Origin of the sequence: Treponema sp. OMZ 788, assembly GCF_024181245.1 — a bacterium.
Taxonomy (GTDB): Bacteria; Spirochaetota; Spirochaetia; order Treponematales; family Treponemataceae; genus Treponema_B.
In genome coordinates, this window is the sequence record NZ_CP051199.1 from 536719 (window position 1) to 554288 (window position 17570).

The window sequence follows — 17570 nt, forward strand, 5'->3', positions numbered from 1 at the left end:
CAGCCGTTAATCTTTGATGGTTTTTAGGGCAGGGGAATTTTTCTCCTGCCTTAAAATAAATAAGAGGCTTTAAAAGGAGTGTGATCTTTGGGATGAGTGATGTAGTTCTTGAAATAAAAAACCTTTCAAAATCCTTCGGAAAAAACAAGGTTTTGGACGGTATTAACTTAACCGTAAAACCAGGCTCCGTAATGGGACTTATGGGAGAAAACGGGGCGGGAAAATCCACCATGATGAAGTGCCTTTTCGGTATATATACGCGGGATGAGGGCACCATTTCTTTATTAAATAAATCAATAGAATTTAAAAATCCTAAAGAAGCTCTTGAAAGCGGAGTCGCTATGGTTCATCAAGAGCTTAATCTTTGTCTTGACAGAACCGTTACCGATAATTTATTTTTAGGCAGATACCCGACCAACTTCGGGATTGTTGACGAAATAAAAATGTTTGAATCTGCAAGTTCTCTTTTTTCTTCGCTCAATATGAATGTCAATCCAAAAACAATAATGCGTACCATGTCTGTTTCGCAGAGGCAGATGGTCGAAATAGCAAAGGCTGTTTCTTATGATGCGAAGCTCATCGTATTGGATGAGCCTACTTCTTCTTTAACTGAGAGGGAAGTAAAAAAACTTTTTTCGATAATCAGAGCCTTGCAAAAAAAAGGCGTTTCATTTATTTATATTTCGCATAAGATGGATGAGGTTTTTGAAGTTTGCGATGAGGTTGCCGTTTTACGGGACGGGAAAATGATTCTTTCAAAACCCATCGCCGAAACAAATATGAATGAAATTATTGCGGCCATGGTAGGCCGATCTCTGGATAAGCGTTTCCCCGATGTGGATAATGTGCCCGGAGAAGACTTTTTTAAAAATAGAAAACTTAAAAACAAAATATGCACCTGTGCTTGAAGATATTTCCTTTACCGTAAGGAAGGGAGAAATTTTAGGCCTCTATGGTCTTGTCGGTGCCGGAAGAAGTGAGCTTTTGGAAGCCCTATTCGGTATCCGCACTATAGAATCGGGAAGCATAAGTATTAACGATAAATATCTTAATTTTAAAAGCAGTAAAGAGGCTATGTCCTACGGCTTTGCCTTGTTGACCGAAGAGCGTAAATTAAACGGAATGTTCGGCAAGGACACAATCGAATTTAACACGGTAATTACCAATCTGGATAATTATAAAACTATGGGTGTGTTGTCAAACCGTAAAATGCGTGAAGCCGCCAACAGAGAGATCGACACCATGAGGACTCGCTGCCTTTCGGCTGATCAGAGTATTTCTGCATTGAGCGGAGGAAACCAGCAGAAGGTTATAATTGGAAAATGGCTGGAGCGTTCACCCGATGTATTTTTGATGGATGAACCTACCCGCGGTATCGATGTAGGAGCGAAGTACGAAATATATCAGCTCATTATCAAGATGGCCAAAGAGGGTAAGACTATAATCGTTGTTTCGAGCGAGATGCCCGAAATTTTAGGTATCACAAACCGTATAGCCGTTATGTCCAACCGCCGCCTTGCAGGTATCGTGAATACCAAGGAAACCGATCAGGAAACCCTGCTCAGACTTTCGGCTAAGTATTTGTAGGAACTGGTTTAAGGAGTATGTTGTATGGAAAATAAAAGCAATGAAAAAGTAGATTTAACTGACTTTAGTTTTTTTAATGAAGATAAAAAACTTGCCGAATACGGTAAAGCTCTCCACGATCTGCGTAAGGACGGGGTCGATAAAATAGCTTCTTTAAAAAAATCATATCTATGCCCTTAAAAAGAACCGTTTGATAGATGATGAGGTAAAGGCTTCTTCGATAGACGAATATAAAAAAGGAATTGAAGCCGCTAAGAAGATTGCTCTTGAAAACAAAGAAGCCGAAAAGAAGCTTGCAGCCGAGGCTGTTGCCTATTCAATAAGCTGTTTAAAGATAATATACAGGATTTTATAAAATCAGAAAATCAAAAACAAGAACAGTGCAAGGCTGAATATGAAAGTCAAATCGCTTCAATTATGCAAGAAAATGAAGCTGAAAAAAAAGCCCTGCATGATGAGTATGCCGAAACAAAGGATTCGGGAGAACTCACACGAAAATTAAATGTTTTAAAGTTTCAGCTGAAGCTCTTCATTGGCTGAAGCAAAGAATAAATATAGGGATGCAGTTGCCGCTTCTAAAGAGGCAAAATCAGCTTAAAGAGCGGCAAGGCTAAAGCCGCTGCCGGCGAGGAAAAACCAAAAGCTTAAACTTAAAATCTTTTTCATCTTAAAGCCTCTAGCAATTTTGCAAGTTCTTTACGTTTTTCTACCAAATCCATCACCTCATCTTTATTGACCGTACTGTTTTCGGAACTTGCTTCTCAGCTTAAATTCGATATTGGGAAGATTTTTTCGCCGACTACGAGCCTTATCAGGATGCCTATAAGGTCCATATCCCACCATTAACGCCGGTTCTTTCTTTTCTGTCATCCAAGAGAGCTCAATTCCTCTTTTTGCACTCGTCATAGAGGCGGTCGGCTTCCTTTTGCATTTCGCCCTCGTATTTTATGGGAACTGGCAACCTGAAAGGGTGCGACGCTCAATGGCCAGATTATTCCGTCTTCATCGTGGTGTTCTTCAACGATTGAAGCCGTAAGGCGGTCAAGCCCTATGCCGTAGCAGCCCATCGAGGGATGCTGTTGTTTCCGTTTCGTCAAGATAGGTCATGTTCATTGACTTTGTATATTTATAGCCCAGCTTAAAGATGTGGCCGAGTTCATTGCCCTTTTTAGTGTAAAGAGGGGTGCCGCATACCAGGTATCTCCTGCTCTTACCGTGCGGAGGTCAAAGACATGGGCGGGTATAAATCATGAAGGCTCCACATGGATGAGGTGTTTATCCTTTTAAGGCTCCGGTTACAGCATCGTGCATGAGCATAACGCTTTCATCGGCAATTACGGGAATGTTTTTTAAGCCTACGGGGCCCGCAAAGCCTACAACCGTTCCTGTAGCTTCTTCGACTTCGGCATCGCTTGCGAGGATTGCTTCCGAGGCTTTAAGGGAGGATTTTAATTTTGCTTCGTTTACCTCCAAGTCTCCCCTTATGCAGACGGCAATTAAAAAACTTCTTGCTCTGCGTTTTTGCACTTTTTTTACCGTTTTCTGCATTGCCGAGCACTGGGAATTTTCTACGCGGTAAATCAAGGTTTTTATAAAAACTTTCCGTTTTTAAAAAGGCTGTAAGTTCTTCTATCGTTTTTACGTTGGGTGTGTCAATTTCTTCTATACTAATTGCAGAAGCCGAACCTTGCTCCTTGTCGGGTGCGCAGGCCGCCTTTTTCTTCATTTGCTGCATAACCGCACGAAGGGCAGATAAGGAGGGTGTCATCCCCTACGGAAGACTCTACCATAAACTCCTGCGAGCCGCTTCCTCCCATCGCACCGGAATCGGCTTTACGCCTATTACGGTAAGACCGCAGCGCTTAAATCTTTACATAGGCTTTTTCAAAGCTGAGATAGGCTTCGTCCAAACTTTCGTCATTTGTATGGAAGGAATAAGCGTCCTTCATTGTAAATTCGCGGGTTCTCATAAGCCCGTAGCGGGGCCTGATCTCGTCGCGGTATTTTGTGTTAATCTGATAGGTTAAGACCGGATAGTTTTGTAAGATGATAATTCGTTCTTTAAAAAGAGCCGTGAAGGCTTCTTCGGCCGTGGGGCTTACTACCAACTCTTGGTTTAAGCGGTTTTTAATGCGCAAAAGTTCAGGCCCCATAGAATCCCATCTTCCCGATTCCTGCCATTCGCCCGGAACGATTACGGGAGGCTTAAAATTCGAGACAGCCTATTGCATCCATTTCTTCCCTGATAATTTTTTCGACCTTTCTAAAGGCCTTTAAGCCGAGGGGGAGATAGGCAAAAAAGCCCGTTTGCCATTCTTATCATTCCTGCCCTTAAAAGCAGCTTATGGCTTTCAACAACAGCCTCATTCGGAATCTCTCTCAATGTAGGCATATACATCTGCGTCATCTTCATAATTACTTCTCCAAAAAAGTTATTGTACCGCTTTTGCTTAAAAAAATCTATAGGCCGGATTTTTGGTATGTTTCCACTTAGCCGGTTCAATGCAGTGGTTATTGATAAAAGACAATTTTTAAAATATTAAATTACAGTTTTTCAATCTCTGTTTCAGAAAGCCCTGTCATTCTCATGATAAAATTATTATCACATTTTTCCATTTTCATGAGTTTGGCTGTTTCTAGGGCTTTATCATGAGCTCCTCTATCTCTGGCGTCCATTTCAAAGGTAGACATTAATCTGTATTCTTGTCTTGCTTGTTCATTATTTTTTATTGCCTGTATCATTTTTTCTAACCTCCTTGTAAATTCAGTCTTTGCCTTACCTGTTTTAAGGTATTCTAAAAATTCCTTTAAATCATCGTTCTCAATGTTCTCGAAAGCCTCTGCATTTATTATAACTTGTTGTGTGCCGTCTTGTAAAGTGGTATTTTTATCCTCTATGCAGATGTTTTCAAAGGTATAGATAGGCATGTTTTGCCTACAGTGTCAAACATACAGATAAAAATTATAAAAGTATCATTTAAGTTAGTATAAGAATTGCCTTTATCCAAGAACGAAATATCGATAGCTGCCTGGTAAAATCTCATTCGCTTAGGTATATTCCTCTCATTGCTTACCTGCATTTCAACATCATAAAATTTGCCGTTTTCAGTCTGTACTAGAACATCAAGTCTTATCGACTTTGCTTGTTCATAGGTTTTAATATTATGCTGTACCGAAATATAAGAAATTTTACCTATCGAATCGAATAATATCATTTCAATAAGTCTTTTACATAAATAAGGCTCTTGCATGACCTTACAAAACATAAAATCGTCCGTAAAAGTTAAATCTTCAAATCTTTTTACCATTTGTGTTCTCCTATTAATTTTTATATTTTTCTCCCCTCATTATATTTATAGGATTTATTTGAAAAAAACGTAAATTAGAAAAAATGAACCTCTCTATGATGCGTATTGGCAAGTTTTCTCCAATCCCTAGCACAAAGTATAAAAAACTGATATACTCTGTTGCCTATCGGCCTTTATTTTGTTTAGGTAGTTAGTTAATTAATTAATATAGAAATTATCAGGAGTTTTCATGTCTATCCTTTTTTACGCAGAATCGGTTTTAAGTTTCTTATTTTCAATCTTGTTAATTATAAAAAACGGCTCAGGCCTTGCCGTATTTGCAGCGGCCTTAGGTTCGGCTTATTCTATTTGGAACGCTTTTTGTATATTTTCTTTTTTCAAAAAAAAGACTGTAAGTTCAATGCTTGTAATGCGTAAAACGATGGAATATGTGCCCTATATTTTTATGGCCTGCTTTATTATGTCCAGGGCTGTTCAAAGCGGAGAGGATAGGTCTACCCTTGATGCAGTCTTAGCCCTTTATTGGATTGTATTAGTTATTTACAACAGGATACTTTTGTTCAGATTAAAGGATAAAAGGCTGCCTAAATATTTTCCTGAATTGCCGGAAATCCTTAAAAAAAAGCGTTCTTTTATTTCAGAAATTTTGGATTGGGCGGATGCAATATTGCAGGCTGCCTGTATAGTTCTTCTTTTTAGCGTTTTTGTTTTGCAGCTCTATGTTATTCCTTCAGAATCTATGGTACAGCAGTTTATGATAGGCGATAGGGTTGCAGGTTTTAAGGCTGCTGCAGGGCCGACCTTTCCGCTTTCTTCATTCAGGTTTCCTCAAATTTATAATTATAAGAGGGGAGACGTGGTTATAATCCGGAATCCTCATTACGAAAACGATCCGAATAATGAGCTTAAGTACACCTCTCAGTTGGTTCAATATCTGACTCTTACTATGGTAAACATCAACAAGGACGAAGGCGGAAGAATAAAGGCTGATCCCTTGGTAAAAAGAATTGTCGGTGTAGGCGGAGAAAAACTGATGCTTGTCGACGGGGTGCTTTACATAAAAAAAGCCGGTGAAAAGTATTTTAAGGCCTTTGATGAAAGTGCTTATGCCGTGTGGGATTTATCCAAACTTCCCCAGTCAAGTTTAAAATATGTAAAAGATGTAAAAATGAATACCGAAGACTTAAACCGTCTTCAATCGGTGGAGGCTTGGAGGGCTAGGGTAAATTTTGATGAGGCAGAAGCTGAAGCTGCGGCCTTGGTAAAAAAAATGAAAGAAATAAAGTCAAAGCCCGACAAGGTTTTTTCGGCCAAGGACTTTTTAAACAAGGCTCAGTACCTGGTTACCCAAATGGCTCGTGATAATGAGGCAATAGCCTCAAACACGACAACGGACGGCGGTCTTACATGGTTTGAGGATTTTTTAACCTCATGGAAAAAAACAGTCAAAACAAATTCTTTCAATTTATACGAAATGAGAAATGCCCAACTCGATATTCTTATAAAACTTAGTTTTGGAAAGCTCCTTGTACGAAACGCGGAGCTTTATAAAGCCAATGTGAGCGAGGCTGCCTTTTCTTCTGATGTAGAGCGTCAAGCTATCATAAACGAGCTTGGCGAGTACCTTTACTATTTAGCACTTTCGTCTCAAAGAAACATGGATGAATTCCCCAAGGGAGAAGAAGAATACATTCCGAAAACTGCTACTTTATGATGGGGGATAACCGCTTTAACTCCACGGACATGAGGCACGAATATCAATACCACTTGGAAGCTCTAAATAAGGATGATCCCATGTCCATGATGTTTGTAACAAATGTGGCTCCCCGCTATATTCATTCTTCGAGGATGTTAGGAACAGTAAACCTGATTCTTTTCCCCAGAGCCCGTTTCGGTTTGGTAAAGTAAGTTTAAGTAAAAAGCCGCATAATTTATGCGGCTTTTTTTCGAAGGTTCAATTTGTGCTGCTCTGTTTAAGCTTTTACCTTTAACTCTCTTGAAAGAGTCTTTTCGTCAGCCCATTCGGAACGGGCCTTGAAAACTTCGCTTTTGTCTTCGGCTCTTATTATGGAGTGAATACATACATTTTCAGAAAGGCTTGATCTGCATATCAGTTCTTCGCCGTACATTGCCGATGAAACGAAGTTTGTATCGAGGGTCTTAAGTAATTTGCCCTTACAAAAATCTGCATCCATGTAGGATAAAATCCATCTCAAGTAATTTAAATTGTTTACATGGGAATTCATGTCTATGTCCAAAAGGGTAGGCTTGAATTTTTCTTCCGTTTCCCATTTTTCCGGTAATGTAATCTTTGCAAAGACCTTACCCTCAAGGTGCTCATCATTAAAGGCTAAATTTCCCATAGTTCTTTCATCGGGTTTTATAGGCTGTCCGGTTTCAGAATTCAATATTACCCAGCATGAGCTTGCTCTAAAAAAAGGCTTTGAGAGCCCTTTAAATTCTTCTATAGATAGCCTTTTTTCTCGTTCTTCTTCGATACTTAAATTTTCTTCAAATGCATCATCAATGGAAGCTTTTTTTCCGTTTCTTGCATAAAAGAAAGCAAAGTCTCTAAAGCAAAAAAAGCCCTTGGGCGGCTGTGCCCAAGTTTGTACTATTAAATCATCCATCCAAAGAGGGTATTCGGCAATTTCAAAATGCTGTTTTGTTATTACCCATGTCATGCCCATTTTTTGTAAGTGAGGGATGGAAAGTCCCGTCGTGCCGTAATGTCCTGCTGCCAGCTCTTGCAGCAAAATAGCAAACTCCATCGGAGTTGCCCTGCATTTTCCGTCTATGTTTCCTGTGAGAATCTTATGGCGTACAGTGAATTTATTATCTATTATCATGGAGTGATTATACCAATTTTTTAATTTTTTTCTAGCTAAAAGCCGTGAATTTGATATAGACATATTTTATAAAATATAATATACTCAAAAGTAATAAAATTTTAGGAGGTGCGTATTTATGAGAGCTTTTTCTAAATTTGCACAAATAGTTTTTTTTGGGCTTCTTATTGTGTCGGCTGTTTTTGTTGTAAGCTGCGGCGGAAGCGGAAATGCAGTTCTTAACAAGGACAAACCCTTAGTCTTCTTTAACAGACAGCCTTCAGATCCGACAACAGGAAAAATCGATATGACTTCTATGAACTGGAATGACAAGACTTATTATGTAGGTTTTGATGCCGCAGGCGGCGGTGCAGTTCAGGAAAACTCATTACAGATTTCCTCGCATCAGCAAATGCTTCACTCGACAGAAACGGTGACGGTATTTTAGGCTATGTGAACTGACCCCATATTTTAGGACAGTTTAAGCAGATTTTTCGACTGGCGGCTGCCAGCCGAGATTCTTTTGAATACGCTCATTATTGTAATATTTTATAAAATTGTCAATCAGTGCTATCACTTCTTGTTCTGTCGGAGTTCTGATTTTTATTAGCTCGTTATATCCGCTTTCGACTTTGAGAGTTCCGAAAAAATGTTCCATACAGGCATTATCCCAGCAGTTTGCCCTACGGCTCATACTTTGAATGATTTTCTTTTCCCTAAGGCGATTTGTATATGCTTTGGAAGTATATACTGCGCCTTGATCGGAATGAAGAAGTGCTCCGGGTTCAAGGCATGGAAGTTTATCCAACATATCCATAACCAGTTTTTCATCATTATGAGTCGACATGTGGTAGGCACTAATTTGATTTCTATATAAATCAAGCACAGGACTTAGATACAACCATCCTTTTGTAGTACGAAAATACGATACATCTGTACAGAGTTTTGTAAGCGGTTCTGCTGCACAGAATTGACGATTCAGAATATTATTGGGCAGATTTTGCTTGTTTTGCTTTTGTTGCTCGTAATAATGTTTAGGAAACTTTCTTCTCCTATTCTTCGCAAGAAGGCCGTATGCACGGCAAATGCGCTCTATGCGCTTGTGATTTACAATTACACCGAATTTTTGTCTGAGAATGATTGCTTTCGCCTTGTTTCCTCGTCGTAATATGATTTCCTTGGGCAGTTTCTTAAGCAAAGTTATGATTTGTGCATCCTTTTGTGCTTGACGGTCATTGTTCCGGTTATAATAGAATGTTGACTTTGAAACTTCTGCAACTTTACACAATTTCCGTATCTTCGTCCGCGGTGTTATTGATAGGCAGTCCTGAATCGTTTTCAAAACGAGTTTTTTTTTACCTTGTTTTGCAAGTTCCTCTTCGATATTCTTTGCGTACGTTTCCCAAAAAAAGAGCTGCCGTTTTATAATATTCAAGGTCGTGCTCTTCGTTGTTAATTTTCTTTTCCGAGCCATAGTTGTTATTTCATGCAGACGTGGATTTAGACACCAATCGCGTACGGTATCTCGAGAAAGCCCATATGTTCTGGCGAGTCTTTTGTAGCCGCATGTTCCTCGTTCATATTTTCCTACAACTTCTAGTTTGAAGTCAATACTGTACTTCTCTATTTTTTCCCATCTGTACACCTCCAAAAGGTGTCCTAATTTATGGGGTCAGTTCAATGTTCTTTGCATCGGAGACGTAGGTCATAACGATTCAAAGGCCAGAACAGAAGGTATCAGAAAGGCCTTGGGAACTGGGCAGGTTCTACCGACCCCGGTAAAACAAAGCAGGGTTCAGTAACAATCGCAGGTAAAACATTTGATGTTATTGAGCTTGAAGGAAAGGCCATGACAGGAACAGATGGTTCCACATGGAATGCAAATGCTGCAACAGAAGCTATGGGCGGATGGGCAACAAAATTTGCCGATCAGATTGATATGGTTGTTTCAAACAATGACGGTATGGCAATGGGCTGTTTACAGGCTTCAAACTATCCTGCCGGTGTTCCTATCTTCGGATATGATGCAAATGCAGATGCTATCGAAGCTGTAGGTAAGGGTATTCTTACAGGAACAGTTTCTCAGAACGTTGATGCTCAGGCAACAGCAACCTTACAGGTTTTGCGCAACTTGCTCGACGGTTTAAAGGGAACAGATGTATACACAAAGGGTATTACGTCTGCAGATTCTTACGGCAACAAAATTTCGGCTCCTGTTCAGTACTGGGCTGATGTAAAGGCTGTTATGGCTGCCAACTCAGGTGTTACAATGGCTAACTACAAAAACTACCTCGGCGGAACACGCGATGCCGGAATCAAGCAGACAAATGCTCCCAAAAAGAAGGTTCTTTTGACCATTTATAACTCAGGCGATAACTTCCTTTCTTCTTCATACTTGCCTGCATTAAAATACTATGCACCCCTCTTGAACATTGAATTGACAATCGTTCAGGGTGACGGACAGAACGAATCAAGCTGTTTGGATAAATTTACTAACCTTAACAACTTTGATGCTTTTGCCGTAAACATGGTTAAAACAAACTCCGGTTCAAACTACACCGACAAGTTAAAGTATTAATGAGTCTTAAATTTAAGGCAGCCGTTAATCTTTGATGGTTTTTAGGGCAGGGGAATTTTTCTCCTGCCTTAAAATAAATAAGAGGCTTTAAAAGGAGTGTGATCTTTGGGATGAGTGATGTAGTTCTTGAAATAAAAAACCTTTCAAAATCCTTCGGAAAAAACAAGGTTTTGGACGGTATTAACTTAACCGTAAAACCAGGCTCCGTAATGGGACTTATGGGAGAAAACGGGGCGGGAAAATCCACCATGATGAAGTGCCTTTTCGGTATATATACGCGGGATGAGGGCACCATTTCTTTATTAAATAAATCAATAGAATTTAAAAATCCTAAAGAAGCTCTTGAAAGCGGAGTCGCTATGGTTCATCAAGAGCTTAATCTTTGTCTTGACAGAACCGTTACCGATAATTTATTTTTAGGCAGATACCCGACCAACTTCGGGATTGTTGACGAAATAAAAATGTTTGAATCTGCAAGTTCTCTTTTTTCTTCGCTCAATATGAATGTCAATCCAAAAACAATAATGCGTACCATGTCTGTTTCGCAGAGGCAGATGGTCGAAATAGCAAAGGCTGTTTCTTATGATGCGAAGCTCATCGTATTGGATGAGCCTACTTCTTCTTTAACTGAGAGGGAAGTAAAAAAACTTTTTTCGATAATCAGAGCCTTGCAAAAAAAAGGCGTTTCATTTATTTATATTTCGCATAAGATGGATGAGGTTTTTGAAGTTTGCGATGAGGTTGCCGTTTTACGGGACGGGAAAATGATTCTTTCAAAACCCATCGCCGAAACAAATATGAATGAAATTATTGCGGCCATGGTAGGCCGATCTCTGGATAAGCGTTTCCCCGATGTGGATAATGTGCCCGGAGAAGACTTTTTAAAAATAGAAAACTTAAAAACAAAATATGCACCTGTGCTTGAAGATATTTCCTTTACCGTAAGGAAGGGAGAAATTTTAGGCCTCTATGGTCTTGTCGGTGCCGGAAGAAGTGAGCTTTTGGAAGCCCTATTCGGTATCCGCACTATAGAATCGGGAAGCATAAGTATTAACGATAAATATCTTAATTTTAAAAGCAGTAAAGAGGCTATGTCCTACGGCTTTGCCTTGTTGACCGAAGAGCGTAAATTAAACGGAATGTTCGGCAAGGACACAATCGAATTTAACACGGTAATTACCAATCTGGATAATTATAAAACTATGGGTGTGTTGTCAAACCGTAAAATGCGTGAAGCCGCCAACAGAGAGATCGACACCATGAGGACTCGCTGCCTTTCGGCTGATCAGAGTATTTCTGCATTGAGCGGAGGAAACCAGCAGAAGGTTATAATTGGAAAATGGCTGGAGCGTTCACCCGATGTATTTTTGATGGATGAACCTACCCGCGGTATCGATGTAGGAGCGAAGTACGAAATATATCAGCTCATTATCAAGATGGCCAAAGAGGGTAAGACTATAATCGTTGTTTCGAGCGAGATGCCCGAAATTTTAGGTATCACAAACCGTATAGCCGTTATGTCCAACCGCCGCCTTGCAGGTATCGTGAATACCAAGGAAACCGATCAGGAAACCCTGCTCAGACTTTCGGCTAAGTATTTGTAGGAACTAGTTTAAGGAGTATGTTGTATGGAAAATAAAAGCAATGAAAAAGTAGATTTAACTGACTTTAGTTTTTTTAATGAAGATAAAAAACTTGCCGAATACGGTAAAGCTCTCCACGATCTGCGTAAGGACGGGGTCGATAAAATAGCTTCTTTAAAAAATCATATCTATGCCCTTAAAAAGAACCGTTTGATAGATGATGAGGTAAAGGCTTCTTCGATAGACGAATATAAAAAAGGAATTGAAGCCGCTAAGAAGATTGCTCTTGAAAACAAAGAAGCCGAAAAGAAGCTTGCAGCCGAGGCTGTTGCCTATTCCAATAAGCTGTTTAAAGATAATATACAGGATTTTATAAAATCAGAAAATCAAAAACAAGAACAGTGCAAGGCTGAATATGAAAGTCAAATCGCTTCAATTATGCAAGAAAATGAAGCTGAAAAAAAAGCCCTGCATGATGAGTATGCCGAAACAAAGGATTCGGGAGAACTCACACGAAAATTAAATGTTTTAAAGTTTCAGCTGAACTCTTCATTGGCTGAAGCAAAGAATAAATATAGGGATGCAGTTGCCGCTTCTAAAGAGGCAAAAAATCAAGCCTACATAGACCATGTTCAAAAAAATATTTCTTTAAGAAACGGAAGAACAAATCTTAAAGAAAACATGGTTTTAAATTTTAAAGATTATATTTATAAGTTTAAGCTTTCAAGCTTCTTATTGAGTAACGGCCTTTATCTTGCAATTTTAGTTTTCTTCATTGTCTGTATAATTGTCGCTCCCTTATCAGGAAACGGAAACCTTCTATCCCTTCCCAATATCTTTACGATTTTGGAACAGGCTTCGACAAGAATGTTTTACGCCCTCGGTGTTGCAGGTCTTATTCTTTTAGCCGGTACGGACTTAAGCATAGGAAGAATGGTTGCTCTGGGTTCGGTTATTACGGGATTGATTTTACATCCGGGGCTTAATATTGTTACCTTTTTCGGTCTAGGTCCATGGGATTTTACTACTGTGCCTATGGTTTGGCGCTTGGTACTTTCTTTAGGACTTTCAATAGTTCTCTGCGTTTTGTTTAGTGCCTTTGCAGGATTCTTTTCGGCCCGCCTCAAGATTCACCCATTTATTTCGACGCTTGCAACTCAGCTTATTATCTATGGACTTTTGTTTTTCGGCACGAGCGGAACTCCTGTCGGTTCAATCGATAACGAGGTAAAAGACTTGCTCGGCGGAAGGTGGATTTTGGGTATTGTAAATAACGAGATGATTACTCTGCCTAAGCTTATAATCCCTGCTTTGGCCGCAATTGTAATTGCATGGTTTATTTGGAATAAAACTACCTTCGGAAAAAATATGTATGCAGTAGGCGGAAATTCCGAAGCTGCAGCTGTAAGCGGAATAAGCGTTTTTAGGGTTACCATGGGAGTTTTCATTATGGCCGGTGTATTTTACGGTGTAGGCTCCTTCCTTGAAGCTTTTAGGGCCAATGCAAGTGCAGGAACAGGACAGGGATATGAGCTTGATGCCATTGCTGCCTGTGTTGTAGGAGGCATCTCCTTTAACGGCGGTATAGGGAAGATAAGCGGTGCCGTAATAGGCGTTATCATCTTTACAAGTTTAACATACTGTTTGACATTTTTAGGTATTGACACAAACTTGCAGTTTGTGTTTAAAGGTTTTATCATCATTGCCGCCGTTGCCTTAGACAGCGTAAAGTACCTAAAGAAAAAATAAGTCTTAAGGGATTTGAATGAGTTACGATAAAAAAAATTACGATAAAAATGCGATTAAGGATGCCGTAAAAGAGCACTATGAAAATTTGGCAAAAGAAAATCTTACGGTAAACGGAGAAGCCGAAAAGATAACAGCCTCAATAGGCTATGCCGCTAAAGATCTGGCAGGCATACCTAAGGAAGCGGACTTAGGGCTCGGCTGCGGCAATCCTCAAGAGGCGGCCAAGCCTCGTCTAAACGAAAGCGTCCTTGACCTAGGCTGCGGACGCGGGCTTGACTGTTTTATTGCATCAAAGGCTGTGGGTAAAAACGGAAAGGTCTTCGGGCTTGACGGCTCCGAAACCATGATAAGCCGGGCCTCGGAAATAGCCGTAAAAAACGGCTTTACCAACTGCGAATTTATTCTAGGCGAGATTGAAAACATTCCTCTTCCCGATAATTCCTTAGACCTAATAATGAGTAATTGCGTAATAAACCTGTCTACGGATAAATACGGAGTTTATTCCGAGATTTACCGCTGCCTCAGAAAAGGCGGGAGAACGGCTATTTCGGATATCACCTTAAAAAAAGCCCTGCCCCAAGAATGGATATCCGATCCCAATATGGTAAAAACCTGAGTGGGCGGAGCCTGGTCTGCGGAGCAGATCAAAAGAGCCTTCGAAAAAATCGGCTTTAAAAATATCAACATAAGCTCTAAAGAGGTGTCCGACGAGTATGCCAAAAAATGGGGTCACGGCTTGGAAATAAAAAACTACATCCAAAGCAGCCTCATCTACGCCGAGAAGTAGGGGATTTAACTGTTTTATAGAAAACGCAGGAGTAAAAAATGATTGAATATAAGGGATATATCGGAAAAATAGAATACGATCCGGAAGCAAAAATACTACATGGAGATGTTATAAATACTCGTGATGTTATTACATTTCAAGGTACAAGCGTAGCGGAAATAGAAAAAGCCTTACAACATGAATTAACAATGACTAGAATATAAATTACTATGCTCTCGGCATCCATGTAAGCATTATATATAAAATAAAGGAGTAGGAAAACTTTGAAATTAACAAACGATATACAATTACAAGAATTAAAAAATGCCTTTATTTCTTTTTTACGGAAATTCTGAAGAAAAAGTTATTTTTGCGGCTTCACCTGCTCGCATAAATATAATAGGCGAACACATAGATTATAACGGAGGTCTCGTGCTTCCTGCTGCGGTGAATTTATATTTAAGGATTGCCATGCGCAAACGAAAGGATAAAAAAATAATTTACCGCTCGGTTAAATCGGAAAAAGTTTTTGAATTTGAGCTTGATGGAAATTTAGCCTTTGATAAAGATAACGATTTTGCAAATTATTTAAACGGAATGTTTTTGTTTTTAAAAGAAAGGGGGTTAAAGGCCGACACCGGTTTTGAGCTTTTAATCACAAGCGATATTCCGCAAGGAAGCGGTATCTCTTCTTCGGCTGCCTTGGAGCTTTGTTTCGGCAAAATTATTTCTCATGCCTTTGATTTTGAAATCAACGGAGTTGAGCTTGCTAAAACCGGCAGGCGTGTCGAAAACGAATTCTTAAGTCTAAAGTCGGGGATTATGGATCAGTTTTCGATAGCAATGGGCAAAAAAAATCAGGCTCTGCTTTTAGACACTTCCTCACTGGACTATGAGTACATCCCTCTCGAAACCGAGCCTTACCGAATTGTAATTATGAATTCAAATAAGCCCCGTAAATTGACGGAATCGAAATATAATGAAAGAAAGGAAGAATGTGAAAAAGCCCTTGCCTTTTTACAAAAAGAAAGGGATATAGATTTTTTGTGCGATCTAAGCGTTTCCGATTTTGAAAGCTTGGAACAAAGCTTGACTTCCAATTTGGGAGAAAAAATTGCCCGCAGGGTAAGGCATTGTGTTACCGAGATGGATAGGGTAAGGCGGAGTGCCGAAGCCTTAAAAAATAAGGACTTAAAACTTTTAGGCGATTATCTAAACCAATCCCATCTTTCCTTAAAAGACGATTACGAGGTTACCGGAAAAGAACTGGACTCCCTTTTCTTTGCAGCCGTAAAAGAAAAAAGCTGTATCGGTGCAAGGATGACAGGGGCAGGCTTTTCAGGCTGTGCTATCGCCATCGTTCACAAGGACGGCTTTGAAGACTTTGCCGAAAGGGTGGGGAAGGAATACACGGAGCAAACCGGCTTTACCGCATCGTTTTTTGCCTGCCAAGCATCCGACGGAGTATCTGTTATTTCGGTGTAATTTTAACCGCAAAGCTCGGTGTCAAAATAATAAATCAGTCCTTGACGGCTGCCGCGGATAAAGTACTTCCACCATAAGACGAGATGAGGGCTTAAAGGCTCTCCTATCTTTTGAGTCTTGAGCATCCTGTCTTTTAGCTTAGGTTCAAGGTCAAACGATTTTTTTATTGCTTCCCGAATTGAAAGGCCGTGAACATCAAAGGCCGTATTTAAAAAATCTTTAAAAAATGAAGGGTAGAGAATTCCATCTTCTTCTATCAAAATAGAATTTTCCAATAATTCATCGAAGCTTTTGTTTTTAATTTTCTCTGTGCTTTTGTTTTGCGGAAATTTAAAAAAGTTCGGCGGATAATTATTTTGCAGAGCTATCGAAGGGTTTGTCTTTTCAAAAAAAAGATTTGTTTTGCTGTTTGCTTTTTCAAGGCGCAAAAAGATTTTTTGGACGGCCTCCATGCTTGCCTTGACTGCTTCCTCATAGCTTTCTGCAGAGCTTAGGATATTGCCGCATTTTTCTACATTGTTTTTAGGAAAGACAGCCTCATCATTTTCAAAGAGGCGGGGTAAAACATCTTTTACGTTTTTTGTGCTTCTTGCTTCTTCAAGCCCTTCTATTTTTTTTATTATGCCCGGCACCGAAATCCAAGCTCTTTCAGCACTAAATCGGGCGGCATTACCTATGGGAAGCTCATCTACGGGTTCGCCTAGGGCGATTTTGACTGCGGCCTTAGTTACATTAAAGCCCGAAGAGTAGGGAACCGTCCAGCCTGACATGTAGCCCCCTGAAAGGCGGGCTGCGATTTCGCCTACACAGGCAGTCCGTTTGCCGCCCTTTTTAGGATCGGCTTTTCGCAAAAAAATATCTCCCTTGGCTGCTCCGTTTGTAAGCCCCAAGGCCCTTATGCCTAGGCAAAAAACTCTTATAAGCTCATCACATTCTTCCTTGCCCTTACTCGACGGAATTGTATGCCCCATTTCGACAAAATAGGGCGGGAAAAAAATATGCCTGTCTGCGAGGGCATTTAAAAAAATCTCTCCGTTTACTACTAGGGCTTCAAGCGAAAACTCTTCACCGTCGATGAACTCCTCGGCGATGGCCTTTCCGCTCCGCGAAAAGTTTACGGCATCTTCTAAGGCCGGTCTTAGCTCCTCTTGGGAGTAGACCAAGCGGCAGCCGCGGGCTCCCATGTTGTCGGCAGGTTTTACCGTAATAGGAAAGGGAATGGCTTTTTGTTTTAAGATTTGAAGGGCCTCATCGATTTCGTTTTTAAAAATATGGGTAAACTTAGGGGAGGGAACTCCGTGTTTTTCAAAGCACTCCCTCATCAAGACCTTATCGCTTGCGCGGCGGGCTGCTTCCAAGCTGTGCCCGGGAAGGGAACAGCTTTCTGCAACGGCTGCAACCGATACTGAAAAGTCCGTAGCTGCAGTAAAGACTCCGTCTAGGCCGCTATCGGCCGGGCAGTCTTCTTCTTTTAACTTCTTTGCAAGGTCTATGAGGGAAGGAATATCTTTTAAATCTATCGGAAAAAATTTGTCGGCCTCTTTTGCGCAAACCGCATTCGGGTTTCCGTCTACGGCTATAACCTCACAGCCCAATTCCTTTGCAGCCCTTATTGCAGGCCCCTGCATGAGCCCTGCTCCTAAAATTAAAATGCGCTTTTTATTTTCTTTCATATTCAGCTTAAAC

Annotated in this window: 18 protein-coding genes and 5 pseudogenes; 14 read left to right on the forward strand and 9 right to left on the reverse strand. The window is 40.2% G+C overall.

Going from position 1 to position 17570, the window contains the following annotated elements; genetic code table 11:
• Positions 1 to 92: 92 nt before the first annotated feature.
• The 4 genes and pseudogenes from E4O00_RS02500 to E4O00_RS13975 all read left to right on the forward strand — a co-directional run bounded on the left by E4O00_RS02500 (position 93) and on the right by E4O00_RS13975 (position 2127).
• Positions 93 to 1587, forward strand: a pseudogene (locus tag E4O00_RS02500) (sugar ABC transporter ATP-binding protein).
• 24 nt (positions 1588 to 1611) lie between these two features.
• On the forward strand, positions 1612 to 1767 hold the full coding sequence (locus tag E4O00_RS02505) for a hypothetical protein (RefSeq protein WP_253678430.1): 156 nt from the start codon (positions 1612 to 1614) through the stop codon (positions 1765 to 1767).
• Between the two features lie 10 nt (positions 1768 to 1777).
• Positions 1778 to 1942: a hypothetical protein gene (locus E4O00_RS02510; protein ID WP_253678431.1), complete on the forward strand. Its 165-nt coding sequence runs from the start codon at positions 1778 to 1780 to the stop codon at positions 1940 to 1942.
• Positions 1943 to 2004: 62 nt separating this feature from the next.
• Positions 2005 to 2127, forward strand: coding sequence for a hypothetical protein (locus E4O00_RS13975; RefSeq protein WP_256483987.1), 123 nt, complete (start codon positions 2005 to 2007; stop codon positions 2125 to 2127).
• 362 nt (positions 2128 to 2489) lie between these two features.
• Here the strand turns inward: E4O00_RS13975 and E4O00_RS14085 are convergent, their stop codons facing one another.
• The 6 genes and pseudogenes from E4O00_RS14085 to E4O00_RS02520 form a co-directional block, all read right to left on the reverse strand.
• Entirely contained in the window at positions 2490 to 2654 is a 165-nt protein-coding gene (locus tag E4O00_RS14085; RefSeq protein WP_371922705.1) for a hypothetical protein, read from the reverse strand.
• Positions 2655 to 2862: 208 nt separating this feature from the next.
• A complete protein-coding gene (locus E4O00_RS14090; protein ID WP_371922706.1) occupies positions 2863 to 3135 on the reverse strand; it encodes a YbaK/EbsC family protein in 273 nt (90 codons plus the stop codon).
• Between the two features lie 119 nt (positions 3136 to 3254).
• On the reverse strand, positions 3255 to 3377 hold the full coding sequence (locus E4O00_RS14095; RefSeq protein ID WP_371922707.1) for a hypothetical protein: 123 nt from the start codon (positions 3375 to 3377) through the stop codon (positions 3255 to 3257).
• Positions 3378 to 3449: 72 nt separating this feature from the next.
• Positions 3450 to 3740, reverse strand: coding sequence for an aminoacyl--tRNA ligase-related protein (locus tag E4O00_RS14100; protein WP_371922708.1), 291 nt, complete (start codon positions 3738 to 3740; stop codon positions 3450 to 3452).
• A gap of 110 nt (positions 3741 to 3850) precedes the next feature.
• A complete protein-coding gene (locus E4O00_RS14105; protein ID WP_371922709.1) occupies positions 3851 to 4000 on the reverse strand; it encodes a hypothetical protein in 150 nt (49 codons plus the stop codon).
• Positions 4001 to 4131: 131 nt separating this feature from the next.
• Positions 4132 to 4895 (reverse strand): annotated as a pseudogene (locus E4O00_RS02520) (Rpn family recombination-promoting nuclease/putative transposase).
• 229 nt (positions 4896 to 5124) lie between these two features.
• Between E4O00_RS02520 and lepB the strand changes: the two are divergent.
• Complete coding sequence (lepB, locus tag E4O00_RS02525; RefSeq protein WP_253678432.1) at positions 5125 to 6609, forward strand: signal peptidase I; 1485 nt, start codon at positions 5125 to 5127, stop codon at positions 6607 to 6609.
• A complete protein-coding gene (locus E4O00_RS02530) occupies positions 6606 to 6803 on the forward strand; it encodes a hypothetical protein (protein ID WP_253678433.1) in 198 nt (65 codons plus the stop codon). Before lepB ends, E4O00_RS02530 begins: the two co-directional genes overlap by 4 nt.
• A gap of 65 nt (positions 6804 to 6868) precedes the next feature.
• Here the strand turns inward: E4O00_RS02530 and E4O00_RS02535 are convergent, their stop codons facing one another.
• A complete protein-coding gene (locus E4O00_RS02535) occupies positions 6869 to 7744 on the reverse strand; it encodes an acyl-[acyl-carrier-protein] thioesterase (protein ID WP_253679614.1) in 876 nt (291 codons plus the stop codon).
• A 118-nt stretch (positions 7745 to 7862) separates the two neighbouring features.
• Between E4O00_RS02535 and E4O00_RS02540 the strand changes: the two are divergent.
• Positions 7863 to 8179 (forward strand): annotated as a pseudogene (locus tag E4O00_RS02540) (sugar-binding lipoprotein); the annotation flags it as partial.
• Positions 8180 to 8204: 25 nt separating this feature from the next.
• On the opposite strand, the gene E4O00_RS02545 reads toward E4O00_RS02540, so the two are convergent.
• The gene (locus E4O00_RS02545; RefSeq protein WP_253679616.1) at positions 8205 to 9368 is read right to left on the reverse strand and encodes an IS3 family transposase; all 1164 of its coding nucleotides are present in this window, start codon (positions 9366 to 9368) and stop codon (positions 8205 to 8207) included.
• Between the two features lie 37 nt (positions 9369 to 9405).
• Here E4O00_RS02545 and E4O00_RS02550 point away from each other — a divergent pair.
• From E4O00_RS02550 to E4O00_RS02580, 7 genes and pseudogenes are all read left to right on the forward strand, one after another.
• Positions 9406 to 10301: pseudogene (locus E4O00_RS02550) on the forward strand (substrate-binding domain-containing protein); the annotation flags it as partial.
• 110 nt (positions 10302 to 10411) lie between these two features.
• A complete protein-coding gene (locus tag E4O00_RS02555) occupies positions 10412 to 11905 on the forward strand; it encodes a sugar ABC transporter ATP-binding protein (RefSeq protein ID WP_253678434.1) in 1494 nt (497 codons plus the stop codon).
• Positions 11906 to 11929: 24 nt separating this feature from the next.
• Complete coding sequence (locus E4O00_RS02560) at positions 11930 to 13633, forward strand: galactose/methyl galactoside ABC transporter permease MglC (protein ID WP_253678435.1); 1704 nt, start codon at positions 11930 to 11932, stop codon at positions 13631 to 13633.
• Positions 13634 to 13649: 16 nt separating this feature from the next.
• Positions 13650 to 14249, forward strand: coding sequence for a methyltransferase domain-containing protein (locus E4O00_RS02565; RefSeq protein WP_253678436.1), 600 nt, complete (start codon positions 13650 to 13652; stop codon positions 14247 to 14249).
• Complete coding sequence (locus E4O00_RS02570; RefSeq protein ID WP_253678437.1) at positions 14250 to 14420, forward strand: methyltransferase; 171 nt, start codon at positions 14250 to 14252, stop codon at positions 14418 to 14420.
• A 38-nt stretch (positions 14421 to 14458) separates the two neighbouring features.
• Positions 14459 to 14623 carry a hypothetical protein gene (locus tag E4O00_RS02575; protein ID WP_253678438.1) on the forward strand — a complete coding sequence of 55 codons (165 nt, stop codon included), beginning with the start codon at positions 14459 to 14461 and terminating at the stop codon, positions 14621 to 14623.
• A gap of 60 nt (positions 14624 to 14683) precedes the next feature.
• Positions 14684 to 15884: pseudogene (locus E4O00_RS02580) on the forward strand (galactokinase).
• A gap of 2 nt (positions 15885 to 15886) precedes the next feature.
• Here the strand turns inward: E4O00_RS02580 and E4O00_RS02585 are convergent.
• Positions 15887 to 17557, reverse strand: coding sequence for an ATP-grasp domain-containing protein (locus tag E4O00_RS02585; protein ID WP_253678440.1), 1671 nt, complete (start codon positions 17555 to 17557; stop codon positions 15887 to 15889).
• Positions 17558 to 17570 lie beyond the last annotated feature (13 nt).